This is a genomic window from Paenibacillus sepulcri (assembly GCF_042647105.1).
In the GTDB taxonomy this organism is placed as follows: Bacteria; Bacillota; Bacilli; order Paenibacillales; family Paenibacillaceae; genus Paenibacillus_Z; species Paenibacillus_Z sepulcri.
This window is the reverse complement of sequence record NZ_JBHRUP010000001.1, coordinates 1,017,782-1,037,678: the sequence shown is the minus strand read 5'-3', so window position 1 is coordinate 1,037,678 and position 19,897 is coordinate 1,017,782. Positions and strand designations below refer to the sequence as shown.

22 protein-coding genes are annotated in these 19,897 nt (G+C 50.0%); all 22 read left to right on the top strand.

Annotated elements, in window-relative coordinates; translation table 11 throughout:
- Positions 1–9 precede the first annotated feature (9 nt).
- The 22 genes from fliQ (at position 10) to ACFOLF_RS04515 (ending at position 19,892) form a co-directional block, all read left to right on the top strand.
- A complete protein-coding gene (gene fliQ, locus ACFOLF_RS04620; RefSeq protein ID WP_210041183.1) occupies positions 10–279 on the top strand; it encodes a flagellar biosynthesis protein FliQ in 270 nt (89 codons plus the stop codon).
- A gap of 11 nt (positions 280–290) precedes the next feature.
- Positions 291–1,079, top strand: a complete 789-nt coding sequence (gene fliR / locus ACFOLF_RS04615; protein WP_210041181.1) for a flagellar biosynthetic protein FliR — start codon at positions 291–293, stop codon at positions 1,077–1,079.
- Positions 1,080–1,099: 20 nt separating this feature from the next.
- Positions 1,100–2,191 carry a flagellar biosynthesis protein FlhB gene (gene flhB / locus ACFOLF_RS04610; RefSeq protein ID WP_210041179.1) on the top strand — a complete coding sequence of 364 codons (1,092 nt, stop codon included), beginning with the start codon at positions 1,100–1,102 and terminating at the stop codon, positions 2,189–2,191.
- Positions 2,192–2,255: 64 nt separating this feature from the next.
- Positions 2,256–4,289, top strand: coding sequence for a flagellar biosynthesis protein FlhA (flhA, locus tag ACFOLF_RS04605; RefSeq protein ID WP_210041177.1), 2,034 nt, complete (start codon positions 2,256–2,258; stop codon positions 4,287–4,289).
- Complete coding sequence (flhF, locus tag ACFOLF_RS04600) at positions 4,286–5,635, top strand: flagellar biosynthesis protein FlhF (RefSeq protein ID WP_210041175.1); 1,350 nt, start codon at positions 4,286–4,288, stop codon at positions 5,633–5,635. The genes flhA and flhF overlap by 4 nt, the downstream gene beginning before the upstream one ends.
- On the top strand, positions 5,628–6,500 hold the full coding sequence (locus tag ACFOLF_RS04595) for a MinD/ParA family protein (RefSeq protein WP_210041173.1): 873 nt from the start codon (positions 5,628–5,630) through the stop codon (positions 6,498–6,500). Before flhF ends, ACFOLF_RS04595 begins: the two co-directional genes overlap by 8 nt.
- A 29-nt stretch (positions 6,501–6,529) precedes the next feature.
- A complete protein-coding gene (locus ACFOLF_RS04590) occupies positions 6,530–7,795 on the top strand; it encodes a protein-glutamate methylesterase/protein-glutamine glutaminase (RefSeq protein WP_210041171.1) in 1,266 nt (421 codons plus the stop codon).
- Positions 7,796–7,844: 49 nt separating this feature from the next.
- Complete coding sequence (locus ACFOLF_RS04585) at positions 7,845–9,926, top strand: chemotaxis protein CheW (protein ID WP_210041169.1); 2,082 nt, start codon at positions 7,845–7,847, stop codon at positions 9,924–9,926.
- 69 nt (positions 9,927–9,995) lie between these two features.
- Positions 9,996–10,457, top strand: a complete 462-nt coding sequence (locus ACFOLF_RS04580) for a chemotaxis protein CheW (protein WP_210041167.1) — start codon at positions 9,996–9,998, stop codon at positions 10,455–10,457.
- Between the two features lie 37 nt (positions 10,458–10,494).
- Positions 10,495–11,082: a chemotaxis protein CheC gene (locus ACFOLF_RS04575; protein ID WP_210041165.1), complete on the top strand. Its 588-nt coding sequence runs from the start codon at positions 10,495–10,497 to the stop codon at positions 11,080–11,082.
- Positions 11,079–11,573, top strand: a complete 495-nt coding sequence (locus tag ACFOLF_RS04570) for a chemotaxis protein CheD (protein ID WP_210041163.1) — start codon at positions 11,079–11,081, stop codon at positions 11,571–11,573. Before ACFOLF_RS04575 ends, ACFOLF_RS04570 begins: the two co-directional genes overlap by 4 nt.
- Before the next feature lies 1 nt (position 11,574).
- On the top strand, positions 11,575–12,006 hold the full coding sequence (locus ACFOLF_RS04565; RefSeq protein ID WP_210041161.1) for a hypothetical protein: 432 nt from the start codon (positions 11,575–11,577) through the stop codon (positions 12,004–12,006).
- A gap of 4 nt (positions 12,007–12,010) precedes the next feature.
- Positions 12,011–12,796: a FliA/WhiG family RNA polymerase sigma factor gene (locus tag ACFOLF_RS04560; protein WP_210041159.1), complete on the top strand. Its 786-nt coding sequence runs from the start codon at positions 12,011–12,013 to the stop codon at positions 12,794–12,796.
- Between the two features lie 18 nt (positions 12,797–12,814).
- Positions 12,815–14,221: a DUF342 domain-containing protein gene (locus tag ACFOLF_RS04555; protein WP_210041157.1), complete on the top strand. Its 1,407-nt coding sequence runs from the start codon at positions 12,815–12,817 to the stop codon at positions 14,219–14,221.
- A gap of 58 nt (positions 14,222–14,279) precedes the next feature.
- On the top strand, positions 14,280–14,612 hold the full coding sequence (locus ACFOLF_RS04550) for a hypothetical protein (RefSeq protein WP_210041155.1): 333 nt from the start codon (positions 14,280–14,282) through the stop codon (positions 14,610–14,612).
- Positions 14,613–14,644: 32 nt separating this feature from the next.
- Positions 14,645–15,226, top strand: coding sequence for a hypothetical protein (locus ACFOLF_RS04545; protein WP_210041153.1), 582 nt, complete (start codon positions 14,645–14,647; stop codon positions 15,224–15,226).
- Complete coding sequence (locus ACFOLF_RS04540) at positions 15,219–15,860, top strand: hypothetical protein (RefSeq protein WP_210041151.1); 642 nt, start codon at positions 15,219–15,221, stop codon at positions 15,858–15,860. The genes ACFOLF_RS04545 and ACFOLF_RS04540 overlap by 8 nt, the downstream gene beginning before the upstream one ends.
- Positions 15,861–16,081: 221 nt before the next feature.
- Positions 16,082–16,780, top strand: coding sequence for a 30S ribosomal protein S2 (gene rpsB / locus ACFOLF_RS04535; protein WP_210041149.1), 699 nt, complete (start codon positions 16,082–16,084; stop codon positions 16,778–16,780).
- A 127-nt stretch (positions 16,781–16,907) separates the two neighbouring features.
- Positions 16,908–17,558, top strand: coding sequence for a translation elongation factor Ts (gene tsf, locus ACFOLF_RS04530; protein ID WP_210041147.1), 651 nt, complete (start codon positions 16,908–16,910; stop codon positions 17,556–17,558).
- 212 nt (positions 17,559–17,770) lie between these two features.
- The gene (pyrH, locus tag ACFOLF_RS04525) at positions 17,771–18,499 is read left to right on the top strand and encodes a UMP kinase (RefSeq protein WP_210041145.1); all 729 of its coding nucleotides are present in this window, start codon (positions 17,771–17,773) and stop codon (positions 18,497–18,499) included.
- Complete coding sequence (gene frr / locus ACFOLF_RS04520; RefSeq protein WP_210041143.1) at positions 18,499–19,053, top strand: ribosome recycling factor; 555 nt, start codon at positions 18,499–18,501, stop codon at positions 19,051–19,053. The genes pyrH and frr overlap by 1 nt, the downstream gene beginning before the upstream one ends.
- Positions 19,054–19,139: 86 nt before the next feature.
- Positions 19,140–19,892 (top strand): isoprenyl transferase, encoded by a 753-nt coding sequence (locus ACFOLF_RS04515; protein WP_379112719.1) that lies wholly within the window; start codon positions 19,140–19,142, stop codon positions 19,890–19,892.
- Positions 19,893–19,897: the final 5 nt, after the last annotated feature.

The window sequence follows — 19,897 nt, the reverse complement described above, 5'->3', positions numbered from 1 at the left end:
AGTATAGCCGTGAGTTCAGACTTTGTTATCGGTTTAGCTGGGCAAGCGGTATACACGGTGCTTAAAGCTAGCGCACCCATGTTGGTGCTTGGTCTTGTGGTAGGGCTGCTTGTAAGCATCTTCCAGGCGACGACCCAGATTCAGGAGCAGACACTTGGTTTTATCCCGAAAATAGTCGCCGTTCTGCTTTCGATTTTGCTGTTTGGTCCATGGATTTTGAACACGCTGGTCGATTTCACTTACAATCTGCTGAATAATTTATATAAATACATCGGATAGGCTGTGAATCGATGGAGGTGTTCGTACAAGGTTTCCCTGTTTTTTTGCTTATTTTTTGTCGAATAACATCATTTTTCGTCGTGGCCCCTGTCTTTTCTACACGAACGGTGCCGACGACGTTCAAAATCGGGTTTTGTTTTATGTTATCGATCATCGTGTTCATGACCTATGGATTGAAGCAAACCGTCGTACCGGATGCCTCGTTTATTCTCGCGATCATTCGCGAAATATTGGCGGGTGTCCTGCTGGGATTCACAGCTTATCTATTTTTTGCTGCGATTCAGACCGCCGGCGGATTTATGGATCTGCAGATCGGCTTTGGCATCGCGGATGTCATAGATCCCATGACAGGGGCTTCATCGCCATTGATCGCGAATCTGAAATTTATGATGGCGACCCTCATTTTTTTATCCGTGAACGGTCATCATTTTCTGATTATGGCTTTACTAGACAGTTATGAATGGATACCGCTGTCGAATTCGTTGTTCAGCCATATCTATAATGGCAACATTTCAACCTTTCTTGTCCATACATTTGCTGAAACCTTCATGCTTGCCTTGCAAATGTCCGCGCCGATTGTGGTTGCCATGTTTCTGGCGGATGTCGGGCTTGGTTTTCTTGCGCGCACGGCCCCGCAATATAATGTGTTTGTTATCGGCATTCCGCTCAAAATCATCATCGGGCTGCTTATGCTCGTTATATTGCTTCCGGGTATGCTGGCCATCTTTGAACATTTGTTCTCGCAATTATTCGCAGCCATTCAAGAACTGCTGGGCATCATTCGAAATCCGGCAACTTAAGGCAAGGAGGGCTCACGATCATGCGATCGTATCGTTGGACGCTCGACTTACAGCTGTTTTCACAGGAAAAAACGGAGCGTGCAACGCCTAAAAAGAGGGATGAAGCCCGCCAAAAAGGTCAAGTTGCCAAAAGTCACGAGCTTCCCGGCGCGTTCATCATGATGTTCATTTTTTTTAGTTTCATCATGCTGGGCGGTTATTACAAGCAGCGGCTTATCCTTATGTTTGGTCTGATGCTGGAACAGGATCTCTTGATGGATGTATCGGTTGGCAACGTGATCAGCATGTTTTCCGATTTGATCATGCAGGGGTTGATGCTGCTGGCGCCGATGTTTGCCATCGCCATTATCGTGGCGCTGCTCGGCAATTATCTGCAGTTTGGGTTCTTGCTGACAGGCGAATCCTTGAAAATGGACCTCGGCAAGCTTAGCCCGCTCAAAGGTTTCAAAAATATATTTTCCATGCGCTCGGTTGCCGAATTTGTCAAAAATATTTTGAAATTGCTTGTGATCGGACTCATCGTCTATTTGACCCTATGGAATGAACGCGGTCATATTCTATCGCTTGCGCGCGTTCCAGTGGAGAGCATGTTCAGCTATGTGGCCAGCATCACGATCCGGCTCGGACTTGAAATCGGCGCCGTTTTGATCATCCTCGCCGTCTTCGATTTTCTTTATCAGAAGTATGAGCATGAGAAAAGCCTGAAAATGTCCAAGCAGGACATTAAGGATGAACACAAGAAATCCGAGGGCGATCCGCTCATCAAGGGCAAGATTCGCGAACGCCAGCGCAGAATGGCGCTGCAGCGGATGATGCAGGATGTGCCTAAGGCCGATGTCGTTATTACCAACCCGACTCACTTTGCTATTGCCCTGCAGTATGACAGTTCCAAAATGGAAGCTCCTACAGTTGTCGCCAAGGGTATGGATTTTGTCGCTTTGAGAATCAGGGAAGCGGCGAAGGAGCACGGCGTTATCACAATGGAAAATAAGCCGCTTGCCAGAGCTTTATATGAAAGAGCGGAAATCGGAGAGACGATTCCGGCTGATTTGTTCCAAGCTGTGGCAGAAGTACTGGCATACGTATATAAGCTTAAAGGCAGAGTGAAATGAAAAAGTTACAAAAAAGTCTGCTTTTAACGGACTTGAAGTATTTTCTAGTGGAGGAGGGAAAGTCATGAAGGCAAGGGACCTGACCATTTTAATCGGAATCATCTGCATCGTTCTCATGATGGTCATCCCGATACCCGTCGGACTGCTCGATGTATTATTAATCGTCAATATCTCCGCTGGGCTGGCAATTTTGCTCATATCCATGAACACGCAGGATGCGCTGCAGTTCTCCATCTTTCCCGCTTTGCTTTTGATTACAACTCTCTTTCGGCTGGCGCTCAATATTTCGACGACCCGTAATATTTTGCAGTACGGAGAAGCAGGTAAAGTCGTTCATACGTTCGGAAGCTGGGTGGCCGGCGGGGAAATCGCGATCGGCTTTGTCGTGTTCCTAATTCTCGTGGTTGTCCAGTTTATTGTTATTACCAAAGGCTCCGAGCGCGTTGCTGAAGTCGCGGCGCGCTTCACCCTCGATGCGATGCCGGGAAAACAAATGAGCATCGATGCGGATCTGAATTCCGGCCTCATTAATGAGCAGCAGGCCAGAGAACGCCGCCATAAGATTGAACGGGAAGCGGATTTCTACGGCTCCATGGACGGAGCCAGCAAATTCGTTAAGGGGGATGCGATCGCATCCATCATTATTCTCATTATCAACTTGCTGGGCGGCTTTATTATCGGGATGGCGATTCACGGCATGTCTTTCTCGGAGTCGCTTCATACCTTCTCGATCCTGACGATCGGTGACGGGCTTGTCAGTCAAATTCCTGCACTGCTGATCTCCACGGCAACAGGCCTGATTGTTACGCGGGCGGCATCCGATGGGAATCTTGCTTCGGATCTCACCGATCAATTGTTCCGTTATCCGAAGCTGCTCTATATTGTTGCGGGAACTATCTCATTGCTTGGGATTTTCACACCAATTGGCCCGGTTGCGACCTTGCCTTTTGCCGCATTGCTGGCTTTTGCGGGCTACCGGATGCAGAAATCGCTCGTCAAACGGCAGGTTGAAGAAGATATGATGGTGGAAGAACAGCAAATTGAAGAGGTGCGAAGTCCAGAGAGTGTGATCAGCCTGCTGCAGGTTGACCCTATTGAGTTTGAGTTCGGTTACGGTCTGATTCCCCTTGCGGATACGCAGCAGGGCGGCGACTTGCTGGATCGTATCATCATGATACGCAGACAATGCGCTCTGGAGCTTGGGCTGGTGGTGCCGGTTATCCGGATCCGCGATAATATCCAGCTGAAGCCAAATGAATATGTGATCAAGATTAAAGGAAATACGGTCGCCAGAGGCGAGCTGCTGCTTAATCATTATTTAGCCATGAGCCCTGGATTCGATGACGAATCGATTGTTGGCATCGAGACGACGGAGCCGGCTTTTGGCTTGCCGGCCATCTGGATCGATGAAGCGAACAGGGAACGGGCTGAGCTTACCGGATACACTGTTGTAGATCCTCCGTCTGTTGTGGCAACGCATTTGACGGAAGTCATTAAACGGCATGCGCATGAACTGATTGGACGACAAGAAACAAAGGCGCTTGTGGACAATGTTAGGGAGGCTTATCCAGCGCTCGTCGATGAGCTTATCCCTTCCATATTGACGATAGGCGATATCCAGAAAGTATTGTCCAAGCTTCTTCGTGAGAAAATCTCAATTCGCGACATGGTTACCATATTTGAAACGATGGCCGATCATGGCACCTATACCAAGGATCCCGATATTTTGACCGAGTATGTGAGACAGTCATTGTCCCGCCAAATCACACAGCAGTTCTCGCAAAATGGCGATACGCTGCGCGTCATAACGGTCGGTCCTTCATTAGAGAAGAAAATCGCGGAATCGGTTCAAAGCTCCGAACAGGGAAGCTATCTGGCCATGGATCCAATGGCTACCCAAACGATCTATCAGAAGCTGAATGAGCAGGTAAGCAAGCTGATTCAATCCGGTTATCAGCCCATTGTTCTGGCTTCGCCCACAATCCGGATGTATTTGCGGCAAATCGTGGAACGGACGATGCAGGACATTCCGGTACTCTCCTACAGCGAGCTTGAGCCCAGTGTTGAAGTCCAGAGCATCGGGGTGGTTAATCTATGAAGGTGAAGCGCTATATAGTAAACGCTGTGCCCGATGCTCTGCCCATGATCCGCAGCGAGCTTGGTGTCGATGCCGTCATCCTGGGGACAAAAGTCATCCGTGTTGGCGGCTTCCTCGGGATGTTCAGCAAGAAGAAGATGGAAGTAATCGCTGCTGTGGAAAGTGCAGGCAGCGCAAGGCCTGCACCTGCGGCCCGCCAGCAGCAGCCTGTAGAGCCCAGGCAGACGTCAGCTGCAGCCCATACAGCTTTGGGGACGATTGCGGCACTTGGCGCTCAGCAGACAACAAGCATGAATAACGCAGCTGCCCAATACGCGAATTCGATTCAGAAGCAGGCAGGCGCTTCGCCTGTATCCGTGCAGATCAAGCCCGTACAGGCTTCCCATGAGGCTGCTTTGAACCAGCAAATACCGAAGATCGAGCCTCCAGTGGAAAGAACCGCTGCGGTTTCCGCCAGGAAGATCTCCGATCGCGATTTGATGGATGAAATCATGGATATGAAGCAGTGGATTGTCAAAATGTCCAAGCAGCAGCAGCTGAAAACCTGGCCGGAGCCGCTGCAGGCGTTGTATGACCGACTGAACGGTCAGGAGGTTGAAGCAGCCTGGATTGACAAATGCCTGGATGCTGTTCAGGAGCAGCTGGAAGCACAGAATCTGACAGAACCCAGCCATCAGGCCGTATGGGCGGCGGCGGGCAGAACGCTGGGTCAGTGGCTGGATGATTTCGAAGGCTCCGGTATCAACAAGTCAACGAGAGTCGTCCATTTCGTAGGTCCGACCGGAGTAGGAAAAACCACTTCAATTGCCAAGCTTGCTGCGGAACAGACATTGAAGGCTGGAAGGAAGGTTGGATTCATCACTTCCGATACGTATCGGATAGCCGCTGTCGATCAGCTTAGAACCTATGCGACCATTCTGAATGTGCCGCTCGAAGTGGTGTTCTCACCCTCCGAGGTAGCCCGGGCATTCACTCAGCTTCAGGATCGGGAGCTGGTGTTTATGGATACGGCAGGCAGGAATTTCCGCAATGAGCTTTACGTATCGGAAGTAAACAGCCTTCTTCAATCAAGCGAACATGCTGAATCCTATCTGGTGCTCAGTTTAACCGGCAAGTATAAGGATATGTCGGCAGTTGCAGAAAACTTTGCCAAATATGGCATACGAAGCGCCATTTTTACGAAACAGGATGAAACCAGCTCCTATGGAGCCATTCTGAATCTTGTCATGGAGCACGGTCTGAAACCGGCTTACATAGCTTACGGACAAACCGTTCCCGATGATATTGCCGCATTCCGCACCGAGAGATACATTGAACAGTTACTGGGGGCGGCAAGGGATGAATGACCAGGCGGAAGCGCTCCGTCACATGGTGCGCAGCCGGGAGCTGCAAAATCAAGGCAGGACAACCCGGGTCATAACGGTGACAAGCGGCAAAGGCGGTGTGGGGAAATCGAATTTCAGCCTGAATTTCTCCCTGGCCCTGCAGAAGCTGGGACTCAAGGTGTTGGTCTTCGATGCTGATATCGGGATGGCCAACATTGATGTATTGATGGGCATTTCCGCACCGTATAACCTGTACCATTTGCTCAAACAGCAAAAAACGATCTGGGACATTATAGAAGAAGGTCCTGGCGGCTTGCATTTTATTGCGGGAGGCTCGGGCTTCAAGGATTTGCTGGATTTGACGCCTGCGGAGCTGGACTATTTTGAGGAACAGATCGGCAAACTGCACGGCGAGTACGACGTCATCATTTTTGATACCGGAGCGGGGCTTTCCAGGGAAACCGTCAAGTTTATTGTCGCAGCCCAGGAAACCTTTGTTGTTACAACACCGGAGCCCACATCCATCACAGATGCCTATGCGCTGATCAAAATGGTGAAAGCGATGGATCATCAAATCGAATTCAAGCTTGTCGTGAACAGGGCCATGGATCATAAAGAAGGCAAGGCTGCTGCCGACAAAATAAGCATGGTCGCTGAACGGTTTCTGGATATAAAGCTGCCTATGCTGGGTATCGTTCTCGATGATCCGAATGTGACCAAAGCGGTCAAAAAACAGGTTCCGTTCTCCATTGCCTATCCAGGAAGCGACGCCACCAAATCCATTCTGGATATTGCGAATCGTTTCATGGCAGTCCCGGATGCTGGGGGTTCTGCCAACAATGGAGTCAAAGGATTTTTACACAAGATGTTCAGGCTGATGAAATAATCCTTTGATTACAGGGAGGAAAAACACCTATGAACGCTCATCGGGTACTCGTGGTAGATGATTCCGCATTCATGCGCAAAATTTTATGCGATATCATCGCCACTGATCCCAAGTTCGAGATTGTTGCCACCGCGGCTAACGGGCGGGAAGCGATTGAGTCTGTGGCACGATGGATGCCGGATGTCATCACGATGGATCTGGAAATGCCGGAGATGAACGGCCTGGAAGCCTTAAGACAAATCATGCGTATTTACAGGGCTCCGATCATCATGCTTTCCAGCATAAGTGACGATGGCGCCAGAGAAACGATCAAGGCGCTGCAGTACGGGGCTTTCGATTTCATCCGCAAACCATCTGGGCCATTGTCGCCTGATATTCATACCGTTGCAGAGCAGCTGCTGGAAAAAATGCGGATTGCCGTCATGACCAAACGTCTGGCCAACCCTGTGCAACCGGCACAAAAGCCGGCTGCGGCGGCAGCTAAGGCAATGGAAGATCTGCAGCAAGTGCTGAAACCGCGCAAACCGGCGAAACCGCCTGTTTCAAATAAAGAGGAAAATGCTTTGCCTGCTGCAAAAACAACGAAGAACGCGGAGGATAAGGAGGCTAAAGATAAGCTTCCTTATCCTCAGACGGATGAATCCTGTCCGCTGGAACCTTTTCAAGAAATGGAGCTTGAAGTACCACGCCTGAAAGCGAAGCTTGCGCCTGCCAGCACGTTTCGCCATCTAATTGCAATCGGCACCTCAACAGGCGGCCCCCGTGCCCTGCACGAAGTCATATCCGCCCTGCCGGGGGATTTGCCGGCGCCGGTGCTGGTTGTCCAGCATATGCCGCCTAAATTTACACGCTCGCTGGCCCAGCGGCTGGACACATTCAGTTCCGTCCATGTCAGGGAAGCGGAGCAGGATGAGCGGGTGTATGCCGGGGTGGTATACATTGCACCCGGAGGCTACCATATGAAGCTGGCGAAGGATGCAGGCGGGTACTTCATCAAGCTTACCGAGGAGCCTCCGCAGGGCGGACACCGTCCTTCGGTGGATGTCATGTTTGAATCCTGCGCTGCTTTCCCCGAATTAAAACGCCATGCCGTCATTATGACAGGCATGGGGAGCGACGGTATGAAAGGGATGCGGGCTCTCAATGCAAGCGGTGGGGAAAGCGCCATTGCGGAAGCGGAGGAGACCTGCGTTGTTTACGGCATGCCCCGCTCAGCGGTGGAAGCGGGTGTTGCCAAGTCGATTGTTCCACTGCGGCAAATTGCTCCTGCGCTCATAGTAGCGGTCAGGAGATAGAAGCAACCATTATTCGCCTGGAAAATATTTCAACAGGAGGTGCCTTGAAATGGATATGAACGCCTATTTATCAATGTTTATTGATGAATCGAATGATCATCTGCAGTCGCTTAATGAAAACCTGCTAAAGCTGGAGGGCGATCCTGAGGACATCAGCATTGTCCAGGTCATTTTCCGTTCTGCCCACACGCTCAAAGGGATGTCGGCAACAATGGGATATGAAGATTTGGCATCGCTCACCCATGAGATGGAGAATGTTCTGGATTTGGTCCGCAACAGCAAGCTCAAAATGGACAGCTTTATATTTGACACGCTGTTTAAAGGTCTGGACGCTCTTGAGTCGATGGTTCAGGACATTATTGCCGGCGGAACAGGCAAGGCCGATGTTACGCCAATCGTGGCTGCGCTCAAAGCCATTGTCAAAGGGGAGTACCAGAAGGATCAGCCGTCCGGTTCTGCTGCACAATCGTCACCAAGCGGAGCTGGAGACAGTTCTGCGATGCTCGATGAATTCCAGTCCTCGATCCTGCTGCAGTCCATAGAAAGCGGACTCTCCGTATTTCACGTTGTGGTTACCATCCGTGAGGATTGCGTACTCAAAGCGGCAAGAGCCTACATGGTCTTCGACTTTCTGGAGCGAAACGGGGAAGTGGTCAAATCCTCCCCAAGCGTACAGGATATCGAGCAGGAAAAGTTTGAACGTTCGTTTACCGTCTTCACGATCGCAAATATTAGCGGCGACGAGCTGCAAAAGGGCATCGAATCCGTCTCTGAAATCGAGAGCGCGGCGGTTACAGCGCTTGATCGTGACACACTGATGCAGATCGGCGGAGCTGTTTTGCAGACGGCAGCAAGCATGCAAAGTACAGTTCAGGCACCTGCCCCCGCCGTTCAAGCAGCACCGTCTGCTGCTGACTCCTCTGCCGCTGCTGTCCGGCCCCAGACCCCGGCAGCTCCGGCACAAACGGCCCCGGGCAATGCATCCCGGACTATCCGCGTTGATATCGAAAGATTGGATGCGCTGATGAATCTTTTCAGCGAGCTGCTTATCGACCGTGTCCGGCTGGAGCAGTTGGCCAGCGAGATCCGGCGCAACGATCTAAATGAAACAGTCGAGCATATGACCCGTGTCAGCGGGGATCTGCAGAATATTGTACTGAAGCTGCGGATGGTGCCTGTGGAGTCCGTTTTCAACCGGTTTCCAAGGATGGTGCGCGATCTTGCCAAATCATTGGATAAGAAAGTCGATCTCGTTATTTCCGGCGCGGACACGGAGCTTGACCGAACGGTCGTGGATGAGATAGGCGATCCGCTCGTTCATCTGCTTCGCAATTCGCTTGATCATGGAATCGAACCGGTTGCCGACCGCATCGCTGCAGGCAAGTCTGAGGTAGGCAGCGTCAATCTGCGGGCATTTCACAGCGGCAACCATGTTTTCATCGAAGTTGAGGAAGACGGACGCGGCATCAACCGCGAGAAAGTCAAGCAAACAGCGATCAAGAACGGAGTTATTACACCGGATGAAGCCAAGCGTCTGACGGATAACGAAGTCAATATGCTGATATTTGCGGCAGGCTTCAGCACAGCTGACAAGATCTCCGATATCTCCGGGCGGGGCGTCGGCCTGGACGTGGTAAAGTCCAAAATCGCAACGCTTGGAGGGCATGTAACCGTCGAATCGGAGCTTGGCAAGGGAACCAAGTTTTCGATCCAGCTTCCGCTTACCCTGTCGATTATCTCGGCTATGCTGATTAAATTAGGCAGCGAGAAGTATGCGATTCCGCTTTCTTCTATTGTAGAGACAGGCATTATCCGCAGAGAGCATATCCGTAAAATTCATGGCAACCGCATGATTGAATACCGCGGCGCGGTTATCCCGGTTATATCGCTTAGCCAGGTTATGGAGTCCACGACGTTCTTTGAGGATAAAGAGGATGAAACGGAAATTGTCGTCATCCGCAAAGGTGATAAAATGGGCGCCATTACGGTGGATGAGTTTATCGGCCAGAGCGAGATCGTATTGAAATCACTCGGCAAGTATTTGACCAACATCGAAGCTGTCTCGGGAGCGACTATACTCGGGGATGGTCAGGTAGCCCTGATTATCGATCCGAATGCGCTTATCAAGTAATTGCAAGGCTTGCTGTCTGCAGCAGGCCATCAAGATGAATCACAGATACTCTCGGGAGGGGATTTAAGCATGGGTGAGGAAATTAAAGTGATCGTCTTTGGACTTGCGTCGGAGGAATACGGTATTGAAGTTGAAAAAGTTCGTACCATTGAACGAATGATTCCAATTACCCGGGTTCCCAAAACACCTTCATTTATAAAGGGTGTCATTAATCTGCGCGGCGTTGTTCTTCCCGTCATTGATTTGCGGGGCCGATTTGGTCTTGAGGAATCGGAAGCAACGGAAAGCTCCAGAATCGTCATCGTCGCTGTTGATGATCTGGAAGTGGGTTTTATTGTAGACACGGCAAATGACGTCATCGATATTGACACAGACAATATTGACACTCCTCCTGAAGTCGTTGGCGGCATTCAGGCCAAATATTTGCAGGGGGTTGCCAAGATTGGAGATAGCCGGCTGCTCATTATGCTGAATTTGTCCGAAGTGTTGAATAAAAAGGAAATCATTCAGCTTGAGCAGTTAGAGGAATAACCAGGTGAACCCGCTGCTGAATCTAGAGGGCTTTAAAATGGATGTGTTGAAAGAAGTCGGAAATATCGGCGCCGGGAACGCCGCGACTGCTCTTTCGAGACTCCTGGACAAGCCAGTTGATATGAATGTACCTACTGTCAGCCTAATTCCTTTCGAGCAGGTCGCCGACAGAGTCGGAGGATTCGAACAGGTTGTCGTAGCCGTATTCCTCCGGGTAGAAGGAGACGCTCCAGGAAGCATGTTTTTTCTCATTAAAGAGGACTCTGCCAAAAAGCTGCTCGGGAACCTGCTGTCCATACCGGTAGAGGCGGATTCCGGCTACTCGGAAATGGAATTCTCCGCCTTGTCTGAGATCGGCAACATATTGGCTGGCTCCTATCTCTCCTCTCTTGCGGACTTCACGAAGCTTTCGATGACGCCAACTGTTCCGGCCATTACGGTCGATATGGCAGGTGCCATTATGAGCTATGGAATTACACAGTACGGGGAGATGGGCGATTCGGCACTTCTGATTGATACAACGTTTCTGGAGGGGCAAGAAGAGCTCGAAGGGCATTTCTTTCTCATACCGGATCCGGAGTCGTTTGACAAAATCTTCAGCTCCCTGGGAGTGCCGATCGAATGATACAGCAAAATGTAGTAAAAGTAGGCATGGCCGATCTGAATATCGTAAGCGATGGAAGCACGCTCAAAACATCCGGCCTTGGATCATGTGTGGGCCTGACCCTCTTTGACGAACGGGCGAAGATCGCCGGTATGGCGCATGTGATGCTGCCTTCTTCGGGTATTGCGCGTGAAGCTTCCTTTAATATCGCCAAATACGCGGATACTGCGATTCCAGAGCTTATTGAGAAAATGAAGCAGGCTGGAGCCGTCTCTGCCAGACTAATCGCCAAGATGGCTGGCGGCGCTCAGATGTTCGCTTTTGCCTCGCAAAGCGATGCGATGCGGATTGGCCCGCGCAATGTAGAGTCATGCAAACTTGTATTGGCAAAACTATCCATCCCGATTCAATCGGAGGATACGGGCGGGAATTACGGAAGAACCATCGAGTTTGACGGCTTTAGCGGCGTTTTAAGCATCAGAAGCGTCCAGTTTGGTGTAAAGGAGATTTAACATGATTGGAACATGGCGCTGGAACGTTGGACTCGGCCTGTTCGGGGGCGTGCTTACGTTATTATTTTCGCTCGGCAGCAATGGGCTTGAAGTTTCCGTTCTGCGGTCTGTTTATGCCTTTATCGCATTTTTTGCGCTGGCGTTTCTATTCCGTATATTATTAGCTGCCAGCTTACGGGGAAACACCCGGGAGGCCGGCGAGGAACCTGGCAAGTCCATGGATGAGAATAAAGGCAGCACCCTTGATGTGTCGACGCCGGATGAAACCGATCAGTTACATGATATGTTGAAAATGCAATTGGATGGGAACGTAAAGACGGATGCGGTAGAGCAAGCGCCCTTTCAGCCTCTTACGCCTCCCAAGCTTGTATCAACACAAAACAAAGAGCCTGAAGAATTGGCAAAAGCCATTCGTCACCTGACAGGAGGGTGAAACGATGATTGAGCCGAAAGCGCCTCATTTGTCTAACATCGAGATTTGGCGGAAATGGAAAGAAGACGGAGACATTGAAGCAAAAAAAAGGCTGATTGAGTTTTATTTGACGCTGGTCGATTATGTCAGCAACCGGATGGCGATTGGCTTGCCCAAAAATGTATCCAAAGATGATCTGGCCAGCAATGGGGTAATGGGTCTTATTGATGCCATTGAGAAGTTTGACTACCGCCGGGGCCTGCAGTTCGAGACGTATGCTTCATGGAGAATCCGGGGAGCTATTATCGACGGGCTGCGCCAGGGAGACTGGGTGCCTCGCTCCGTGCGGGAAAAAGCGAAAAAGATCGAAGAGGCCTACCAGCTTCTGGAGCAAAAAGTGCTGCGTTCTGTTACAGATTCCGAGATAAGCAATTATCTGAATGTCAGCGAGAAGGAATTCGGGCACATGCTTCAGGAAATTGCAGTGACGACGGTTTGTTCACTGGAAGATCCGATACGGGAGGAAGATTCGGAGACCCGGTTATCGCTGCTGGTTGATGAAAAAGCCAAAAATCCCGACCATAAGGTGCATGAGTTCTTTTTGAAGGAATCGCTGGTGCGCGGTATAGAGCGTCTGACCGAGAAAGAAAGAACCGTCGTTTCCTTATTTTATTATGAAGAGCTGTCGTTAAGTGAAATAGCTGAAGTCATGTCCTTGTCTCCGTCTCGAATTTCCCAACTGCATTCAAAAGCTATTTTACGGTTACGGGGGGCACTTGATAAACAGAAGGATCAATTGATGCAAAATTAGTTTGAAGGGGGATCAGCAGTGTCAATTTCCGAAACGCTCGAAGCTTACATTGTCGTCCAGTTGTCGCAGGACAAACTGACATCATTGTTGCAATTCAACGCAGCGGACGAGAAATTCGCCTGTACGCCGAACCAGCTTGAGGAATATATACGCAGCCACGGGATTTTTTACGGACTCAAAACCGAGGTGATTCAGCAGATAGCGCAGCAGCCAAGCCTTTTTTTCTATAAGCAAACAGTTATTGCACAAGGGCTGCCGGCCAAGAACGGGCAGGACGGGGCCATTCGTTTCATTCAGAACATGAAGGAAGAACAGCATAAACCTACCGAGATTGAAGGCGGCAAGGTTGATTTTAAAGAAGTGAATCAGCTGAAAAATGTTCTTCGCGGGCAGCTCATCGCAGAGAAAATTCCTGCGACCGAGGGTCAAATGGGGAAAACCGTTACTGGAGAAGATCTGCCTTGTAAAAATGGCAAAGAGGCTTATTTTAAATTAGGTAAAAATGTTGTTGTCAATCCGGAGCAAACAGCGTTGTATGCAGCAATTGACGGTCTTATTACCATGACAGACAAGAACAAAATCAATGTGTTTCCCGTATATGAAGTGAACGGGGACATTGACTATAGGGTTGGCAATATCGATTTTGTCGGCACTGTTGTCGTAAGAGGCAATGTGCTGACGGGATTTCGTATAAAAGCTTCCGGAGATATCCGGGTCATCGGCGGTGTTGAAGGGGCCGAGCTGGAGTCGGATGGATCGATCGAAGTAACTGGCGGCATTTTGGCCAGCAATAAAGGATATGTGCGGGCAGGCAAGAATGTAAAAAGCTCCTTCATTCAAGACGGAAATGTTTCCGCTATGGAAGATGTTCTGGTAACCCAAAGCATCATGCACTCACATGTAAGAGCGGGACATAGCGTCGTATGCAGCGGGGCAAAAGGATTGATTGTTGGCGGTATGGTGCAGGCGGGAGAGCGTGTTGTCGCTCGCACGATCGGCAATACAATGTCTACGGCAACCGCCATTGAGGTAGGGGTCAGACCTGAGCTGAGAAGCGAGCTGCTTGAACTGCGCCGCCAGGTTAAACAGCTGATGGATAATCTGGACAAGACCGATAAGGCACTGACGCTTCTTGATCAATTGGCGGCGGCCGGGCAGCTGCCTCAGGATAAGATGGGCATGCGCATCAAGCTTGGCGCAACCAAGCGCCAATCGAATGAAGAGATGTCCGGTTTTCGTGAACGGATTCTGGAAATCGAAAAATCGCTGGAGGACACGGACAACGCCAAGGTGGATGCGGTCAATATCATCTATGGCGGAACCAAAATTGTTATTGGACGTTACACGCGTTTCGTGAAGGAACCTATCGAGCGCGTATCGTTCCGCTATTCGGATGGAGATATCATTACAGCGCCTTATCACTAAAATCATAGCGGATATCTTCAAGTAAGCTTTGATCTGCTATGTGCAGGAGGGGAAGCGGATGACCTATCGGTCTATAGACTTGCAAGTATCCATTCCGCGGACACAAGAGAAGGGAAACCTTCAAAACCAATTGAATCAAAAGCCGGTCATCGATCAAACCCGGCTCGAAGGCGATTCGGTGAAACAGACGGAGCAGCTGCGGAGCAAAAACAGTGAGATCGAGCAGAGCGTGAAAATGAGTATCAAGGACCAGCCTCAGCAAGGGAATCACTCCAAGCGGAAGCGGCGCGGGAATGCCGGGGATGGCTCGATTCAGGAAGAAGCGGGTCATTCTGAACAGGCTGCACACAATCATCCTTACAAAGGCAAACATATTGATATCTCGCTTTGACCGCATGAATCAGCGAATTGCAGGTGAAGGTAATGGAATCATGGCAGATCATTGTACTTCTGGGGGCGCTTGCTATTGTCGGAGGGGTAATGATACCAAGACGAAGCGGACAGGACAATCAATCACAGACTGTGCGTAATATGGAGACGGCGCTCGAGCAGTTCATGGAAAATATGGAAGCGGACAACCGAGATCTTGCGAATCTCGTTACCAAAGCGCAGCAGGAAACAAGTCAGCAGTCATTGAGCCGTGATAACCGGATCAAGGAGCTGGAACAGCGATGCCTGGAGCTTGAGAACTCGCTTGCCGACCAGGCGAAGCTTCTGCTCGCTGCGGCGTCAGTCTCGTCAGCGCCTGCTGCCGCGGCTGAGACTGATCGTGGAGTGTCTGCCGTCCATTCCGGAGAAGGGCAGCCGGCGGTGCCCGAGTTTGTTGAGCCATTGGCTCCTGCCGAAATCAAACCAACGATACGCAGCCGTTATTTGGAGCTTTTTGAGCTGCATGACGGCGGAAAGTCGGTTGACTCGATTGCCAGAAAGCTCGCGATGAATAAAGGAGAAGTGCAGCTTATTCTCCAGTTATCCAAACAGGAGGAAGCCGCTCGCTATGAATAAAAGGCCATTTCTATTTGGACTCGGTGTTGGAATCATCATAGGGGCATTGCTGCTGCAGTTGATGATAGTCGGAGAGAGGCAAGCCAGCGGTCTGGATTCGTTTCAAAAGGAAGACGCAGGCGAGAAGCTGTACACCCAGTCTGAGCTTGATGAGCAGCTTGATTCGGAGCGGGAGAAGCTGCAAGCCCAGCAAGGCAGCAGCGGCTCCGTCGGGCAGAAGGAACAGAACGGACCCTCAGCAGGGGATGATAACGAGCTGCAATCTGAGGAGGCCGCCAATTCGGCCATCGAAGGAAACAGCCAGCAGGAACAGCAGCCTCCAACCGGTCAGGAGACGGCCGGTGGCAGGCCTGCGGACGGTAACGGATCGGCAGATCCGGGAACAGTGGAGGATAAGCGAATCATCGTTCGCATTCCCCCGAATACCAGCCTGACGGAGGCAGCTGAGCTGCTGGGCAAGAACAATATCATTACGGATAAGACCACATTCATAGACCTGATGCGTAATCTTAAAGTGCGTGCAGGCTATTTTCTATTTACAGGCAGCCCTTCTGTCCAGGAGGTAAAAAAGATAATTACCGGCAAGCCGATGCCCCCCGAGGAAGCTGAAGCGGAACTGGCTAATAAGGCATAAGCCGGAAGGTTTTGCTCTTTTTTTATCGACAGAAATGACGCCTTGAGATTCAAGGGAAACGATGTTGCACGTGGACATGCAGATATGGTATATTAATTGACGGTGTTAAAAACACACGCAAATTAATTTCGTTAACGGTGCTTCGGCTCGGTCGAAGTTTTAACGGGAAATGATATTTGCGGAGGAAACCAAAAAAACCATTTAACAGGAGGTGTTGAAGAATGGCGGTTATATCCATGAAGCAGCTGCTTGAAGCTGGGGTGCACTTCGGTCATCAGACTCGTCGCTGGAACCCAAAGATGGATCGTTATATCTTCACGGAACGGAACGGAATTTACATCATTGACTTGCAAAAAACAGTCAAGAAAGTCGAAGAAGCCTACAACTTCGTTCGCTCGGTAGCGGAAGAAGGCGGCACAATGCTCTTCGTCGGCACGAAAAAACAAGCACAGGATTCGGTTAAAGAAGAAGCTGAGCGTTGCGGCAACTTCTACATCAACCAACGTTGGCTCGGCGGAACGCTGACTAACTTCCAAACCATCCAAAAACGTATTGAACGTCTGCGCACGCTTGAGAAGTGGGAAGAGGACGGCACATTCAACGTGCTGCCGAAAAAAGAAGTTATCATTCTCCGCAAAGAGAAAGATCGCCTCGAGAAATTCCTGGGCGGCATCAAAGGCATGAGAAGCCTGCCAAGCGCACTTTTCATCATTGATCCCCGTAAAGAACGTATCGCAGTTGCTGAAGCCCGCAAACTGGGTATCCCAATTGTCGGTATCGTAGACACCAACTGTGATCCGGACGAAATCGATTATGTCATTCCAGGCAACGATGACGCGATCCGCGCAGTTAAACTGCTTACGGCTAAAATGGCAGATGCCATCGTCGAAGCTAACCAAGGTGAACAAACGACGGCTTAGTCCTCGTTTAATAGAGTCAGCATGAAAAAGGGTGGTCAGACGGTGTAAAACCTCTCACCGCCCTTTTTTTAGGAACAACAAGCAAATCAGTAGGCAAACATTCAAGAATTATAGGAGGTTTATCAAGATGGCGGTTAATGCTAGTGCAGTTAAGGAACTACGTGAGAAAACAGGAGCAGGGATGCTCGATTGCAAGAAGGCTCTCGAAGAAGCGAACGGTGATATCTCAAAAGCTATTGATCTTCTCAGAGAGAAAGGCCTCTCCGCAGCGGCGAACAAAGCTGGCCGTATTGCTACAGAAGGCGTTGTTGAATCCTATATTCATGCCGGAGGCCGGATTGGCGTATTGGTAGAAATCAACTGCGAAACCGACTTTGTTGGAAAAACGGATCAGTTCCGCGAATTTGCCCGTGATATCGCCATGCAAATTGCAGCGGCTAACCCTAAGTTCGTCAGCCGCGAGGAAGTCTCGCAGGAAGAACTGGATAAAGAGCGTGAGATTTTGAAAGCCCAGGCGCTGAACGAAGGCAAACCTGCCAATATCGTTGAGAAAATGGTCGAAGGCCGCATCGGTAAATACTATGAAGAGTTCTGTTTGCTGGAACAGCCGTTCATCAAAGATCCTGACAAAACAATTTCGGCCCTGCTGAACGAGAAAATCAGCACGATCGGTGAAAATATTACGATCCGCCGCTTTGTTCGTTATGAGCTGGGTGAAGGCTTGGAGAAAAAAGAAGATAACTTCGTAGCTGAAGTTATGTCGCAAGTAAAAAGATAAATCCGAACGTGCCAGGATGGGGCGGGGCGTCCGCCCCGCCTATTCGTTTGAAGACGCATCATTGCCTCGCATTGAAGAAACTTTCAAATAGGTTTATACATGGGTTCAAGTTCCGTTTGTCGCCCTGAAGCAGCTCCCGATAGCAGCAATGGATGTTCACCGAATAAAAGTATACGGCCTTGAAACAAGGTCAAAGATGGAGGTATACCACGTTGCAAAGTCCCGTGTACAAACGTATTGTATTAAAAGTAAGCGGCGAGTCGCTTTCGGGTAATAATGGATACGGAATCGATGCTGCAGTGATTGCATCTATAGCCGAGCAAGTTAAGGAAGTTGTAGAATTAAAGGTTGAAGTGGCGATAGTCGTTGGCGGTGGGAACATTTGGCGGGGGATTGCAGGTACTGCCAAAGGAATTGACCGGGCGACCGCCGATTATATGGGAATGTTAGCTACGGTAATGAACTCGCTGGCGCTTCAGGATGCTCTGGAGCAGATGGAAGTGCCTACTCGGGTACAGACTTCGATCGCCATGCAGCAAATTGCCGAGCCTTATATACGCCGCAGGGCGATTCGCCATCTGGAGAAAGGCCGGGTCGTCATCTTTGCCGCAGGTACAGGTAACCCCTTCTTCTCAACAGATACAACAGCTGCTCTTCGTGCAGCCGAAATCGAAGCAGAGGTCATTCTGATGGCCAAAAATAAAGTGGATGGCGTCTATTCCGCAGATCCTTTCAAGGATCCGACGGCGGAAAAATTCGATACGTTGACTTACCTGGATGTACTAAACCGCAATCTCGGCGTTATGGATTCTACCTCAACTTCACTTTGTATGGACAATAATATTCCGCTTGTGGTATTCGCTATTACCAAACAGGGAAATATTAAGCGGGTTGTGCTGGGCGAGAAAATCGGAACCATCGTGAAAGGAAGTGTCGATTAATGCCTCAAACGATAAAGAAAAACGCTGAAGAGCGGATGGATAAAGCGATAGGTGCATTGAAACGCGATCTCTCAACGCTTCGTGCAGGCCGCGCTACTCCAGCCCTGCTGGATCGCGTTCAGGTTGAATATTACGGAACCATGACCCCGGTAGCCCAATTGGCTAATATTAATACTCCGGATTCGCGGACGCTGATCATTCAGCCATGGGACAAAACGTCATTGGGTGCCATTGAGAAGGCTATTTTGAAGTCGGATCTCGGACTTACCCCTTCCAATGACGGTAGCACCATTCGCATCGGTATACCGATGCTGACTGAAGAGCGCCGTACGGAACTGGTCAAGATGACCAAGCGTTTTGGTGAGGAAGCCAAGGTTGCCATCCGCAACGTCCGCCGCGATGCGAACGACGATATCAAGAAGCTCGAAAAAACAGATATTTCCGAAGATGAATCACGCCGCCATCAAGAAGATATTCAGAAGGCGACGGACAAATTTATCGCAGAAGTCGACAAGGTGCTCGTTTCCAAAGAAAAAGAAATTATGGAAGTATAATGCAAGCTCACCGGCCCCTCCGACAGGTGGGGTTTATTGCATAAATTTGACGTTAGCGGTGGGAGGACGAACATGTGTTTCAGCGACTGAGAGCCTTATTCGGTAAAGCGCCGGCGACACCGTTGCAGACGCTTGATACAGACAACATACCGCAGCATATTGCAATCATTATGGACGGCAACGGCAGATGGGCCAAGAGCAGGGGATTGCCCAGGATGGCAGGCCATCATTCCGGAATGAAGACGGTGAAGCGGATTACAATGGCTGCTGACCGGCTTGGCGTGAAGTATTTGACCTTATATGCTTTTTCCACTGAAAACTGGAAGCGGCCCAAAGCGGAAGTGGAATTTTTGATGAAGCTTCCACAGGAGTTTCTGGCTATTGAATTGAAAGAGCTTATGGAAAAAAATGTGCAGGTACGTATGATGGGCTATAAGCAGGCACTTCCTTCACATACACTTGAGGCTGTAGAAGAGGCTATTCGTCAAACGGCTGATAATACCGGACTCGTTCTTAATTTTGCTTTGAATTATGGCAGCCGCAAAGAAATGATTGAAGCCGTCAGACAAATCGGAGAAGACGTGCAAGCCGGGCGTCTGAATCCGGAGGACATTGAAGAATCCCATATGACGGAGCATCTTCTCTCAGCCGGTGTCCCTGATCCCGACCTGCTTATTCGGACCAGCGGTGAACTCAGACTGAGCAACTTTATGCTTTGGCAGCTTGCTTACAGCGAGATGTGGTTTACAGATGTTTATTGGCCTGAATTTACAGACGAGCATTTTTACGATGCCGTTCGCGAATATCAACGTCGAGCGCGTCGATACGGCGGAGTGTAAACGGC

What these genes read in the sequence shown, in the direction of transcription:
- fliR (WP_210041181.1), top strand. Translation starts at nt 291, where the DNA reads ATGGAGGTGTTCGTACAAGGTTTCCCTGTTTTTTTGCTTATTTTTTGT.
- flhB (WP_210041179.1), top strand. Translation starts at nt 1,100, where the DNA reads ATGCGATCGTATCGTTGGACGCTCGACTTACAGCTGTTTTCACAGGAA.
- flhA (WP_210041177.1), top strand. Translation starts at nt 2,256, where the DNA reads ATGAAGGCAAGGGACCTGACCATTTTAATCGGAATCATCTGCATCGTT.
- flhF (WP_210041175.1), top strand. Translation starts at nt 4,286, where the DNA reads ATGAAGGTGAAGCGCTATATAGTAAACGCTGTGCCCGATGCTCTGCCC.
- ACFOLF_RS04595 (WP_210041173.1), top strand. Translation starts at nt 5,628, where the DNA reads ATGAATGACCAGGCGGAAGCGCTCCGTCACATGGTGCGCAGCCGGGAG.
- ACFOLF_RS04590 (WP_210041171.1), top strand. Translation starts at nt 6,530, where the DNA reads ATGAACGCTCATCGGGTACTCGTGGTAGATGATTCCGCATTCATGCGC.
- ACFOLF_RS04585 (WP_210041169.1), top strand. Translation starts at nt 7,845, where the DNA reads ATGGATATGAACGCCTATTTATCAATGTTTATTGATGAATCGAATGAT.
- ACFOLF_RS04580 (WP_210041167.1), top strand. Translation starts at nt 9,996, where the DNA reads ATGGGTGAGGAAATTAAAGTGATCGTCTTTGGACTTGCGTCGGAGGAA.
- ACFOLF_RS04575 (WP_210041165.1), top strand. Translation starts at nt 10,495, where the DNA reads ATGGATGTGTTGAAAGAAGTCGGAAATATCGGCGCCGGGAACGCCGCG.
- ACFOLF_RS04570 (WP_210041163.1), top strand. Translation starts at nt 11,079, where the DNA reads ATGATACAGCAAAATGTAGTAAAAGTAGGCATGGCCGATCTGAATATC.
- ACFOLF_RS04565 (WP_210041161.1), top strand. Translation starts at nt 11,575, where the DNA reads ATGATTGGAACATGGCGCTGGAACGTTGGACTCGGCCTGTTCGGGGGC.
- ACFOLF_RS04560 (WP_210041159.1), top strand. Translation starts at nt 12,011, where the DNA reads ATGATTGAGCCGAAAGCGCCTCATTTGTCTAACATCGAGATTTGGCGG.
- ACFOLF_RS04550 (WP_210041155.1), top strand. Translation starts at nt 14,280, where the DNA reads ATGACCTATCGGTCTATAGACTTGCAAGTATCCATTCCGCGGACACAA.
- ACFOLF_RS04545 (WP_210041153.1), top strand. Translation starts at nt 14,645, where the DNA reads ATGGAATCATGGCAGATCATTGTACTTCTGGGGGCGCTTGCTATTGTC.
- ACFOLF_RS04540 (WP_210041151.1), top strand. Translation starts at nt 15,219, where the DNA reads ATGAATAAAAGGCCATTTCTATTTGGACTCGGTGTTGGAATCATCATA.
- rpsB (WP_210041149.1), top strand. Translation starts at nt 16,082, where the DNA reads ATGGCGGTTATATCCATGAAGCAGCTGCTTGAAGCTGGGGTGCACTTC.
- tsf (WP_210041147.1), top strand. Translation starts at nt 16,908, where the DNA reads ATGGCGGTTAATGCTAGTGCAGTTAAGGAACTACGTGAGAAAACAGGA.
- frr (WP_210041143.1), top strand. Translation starts at nt 18,499, where the DNA reads ATGCCTCAAACGATAAAGAAAAACGCTGAAGAGCGGATGGATAAAGCG.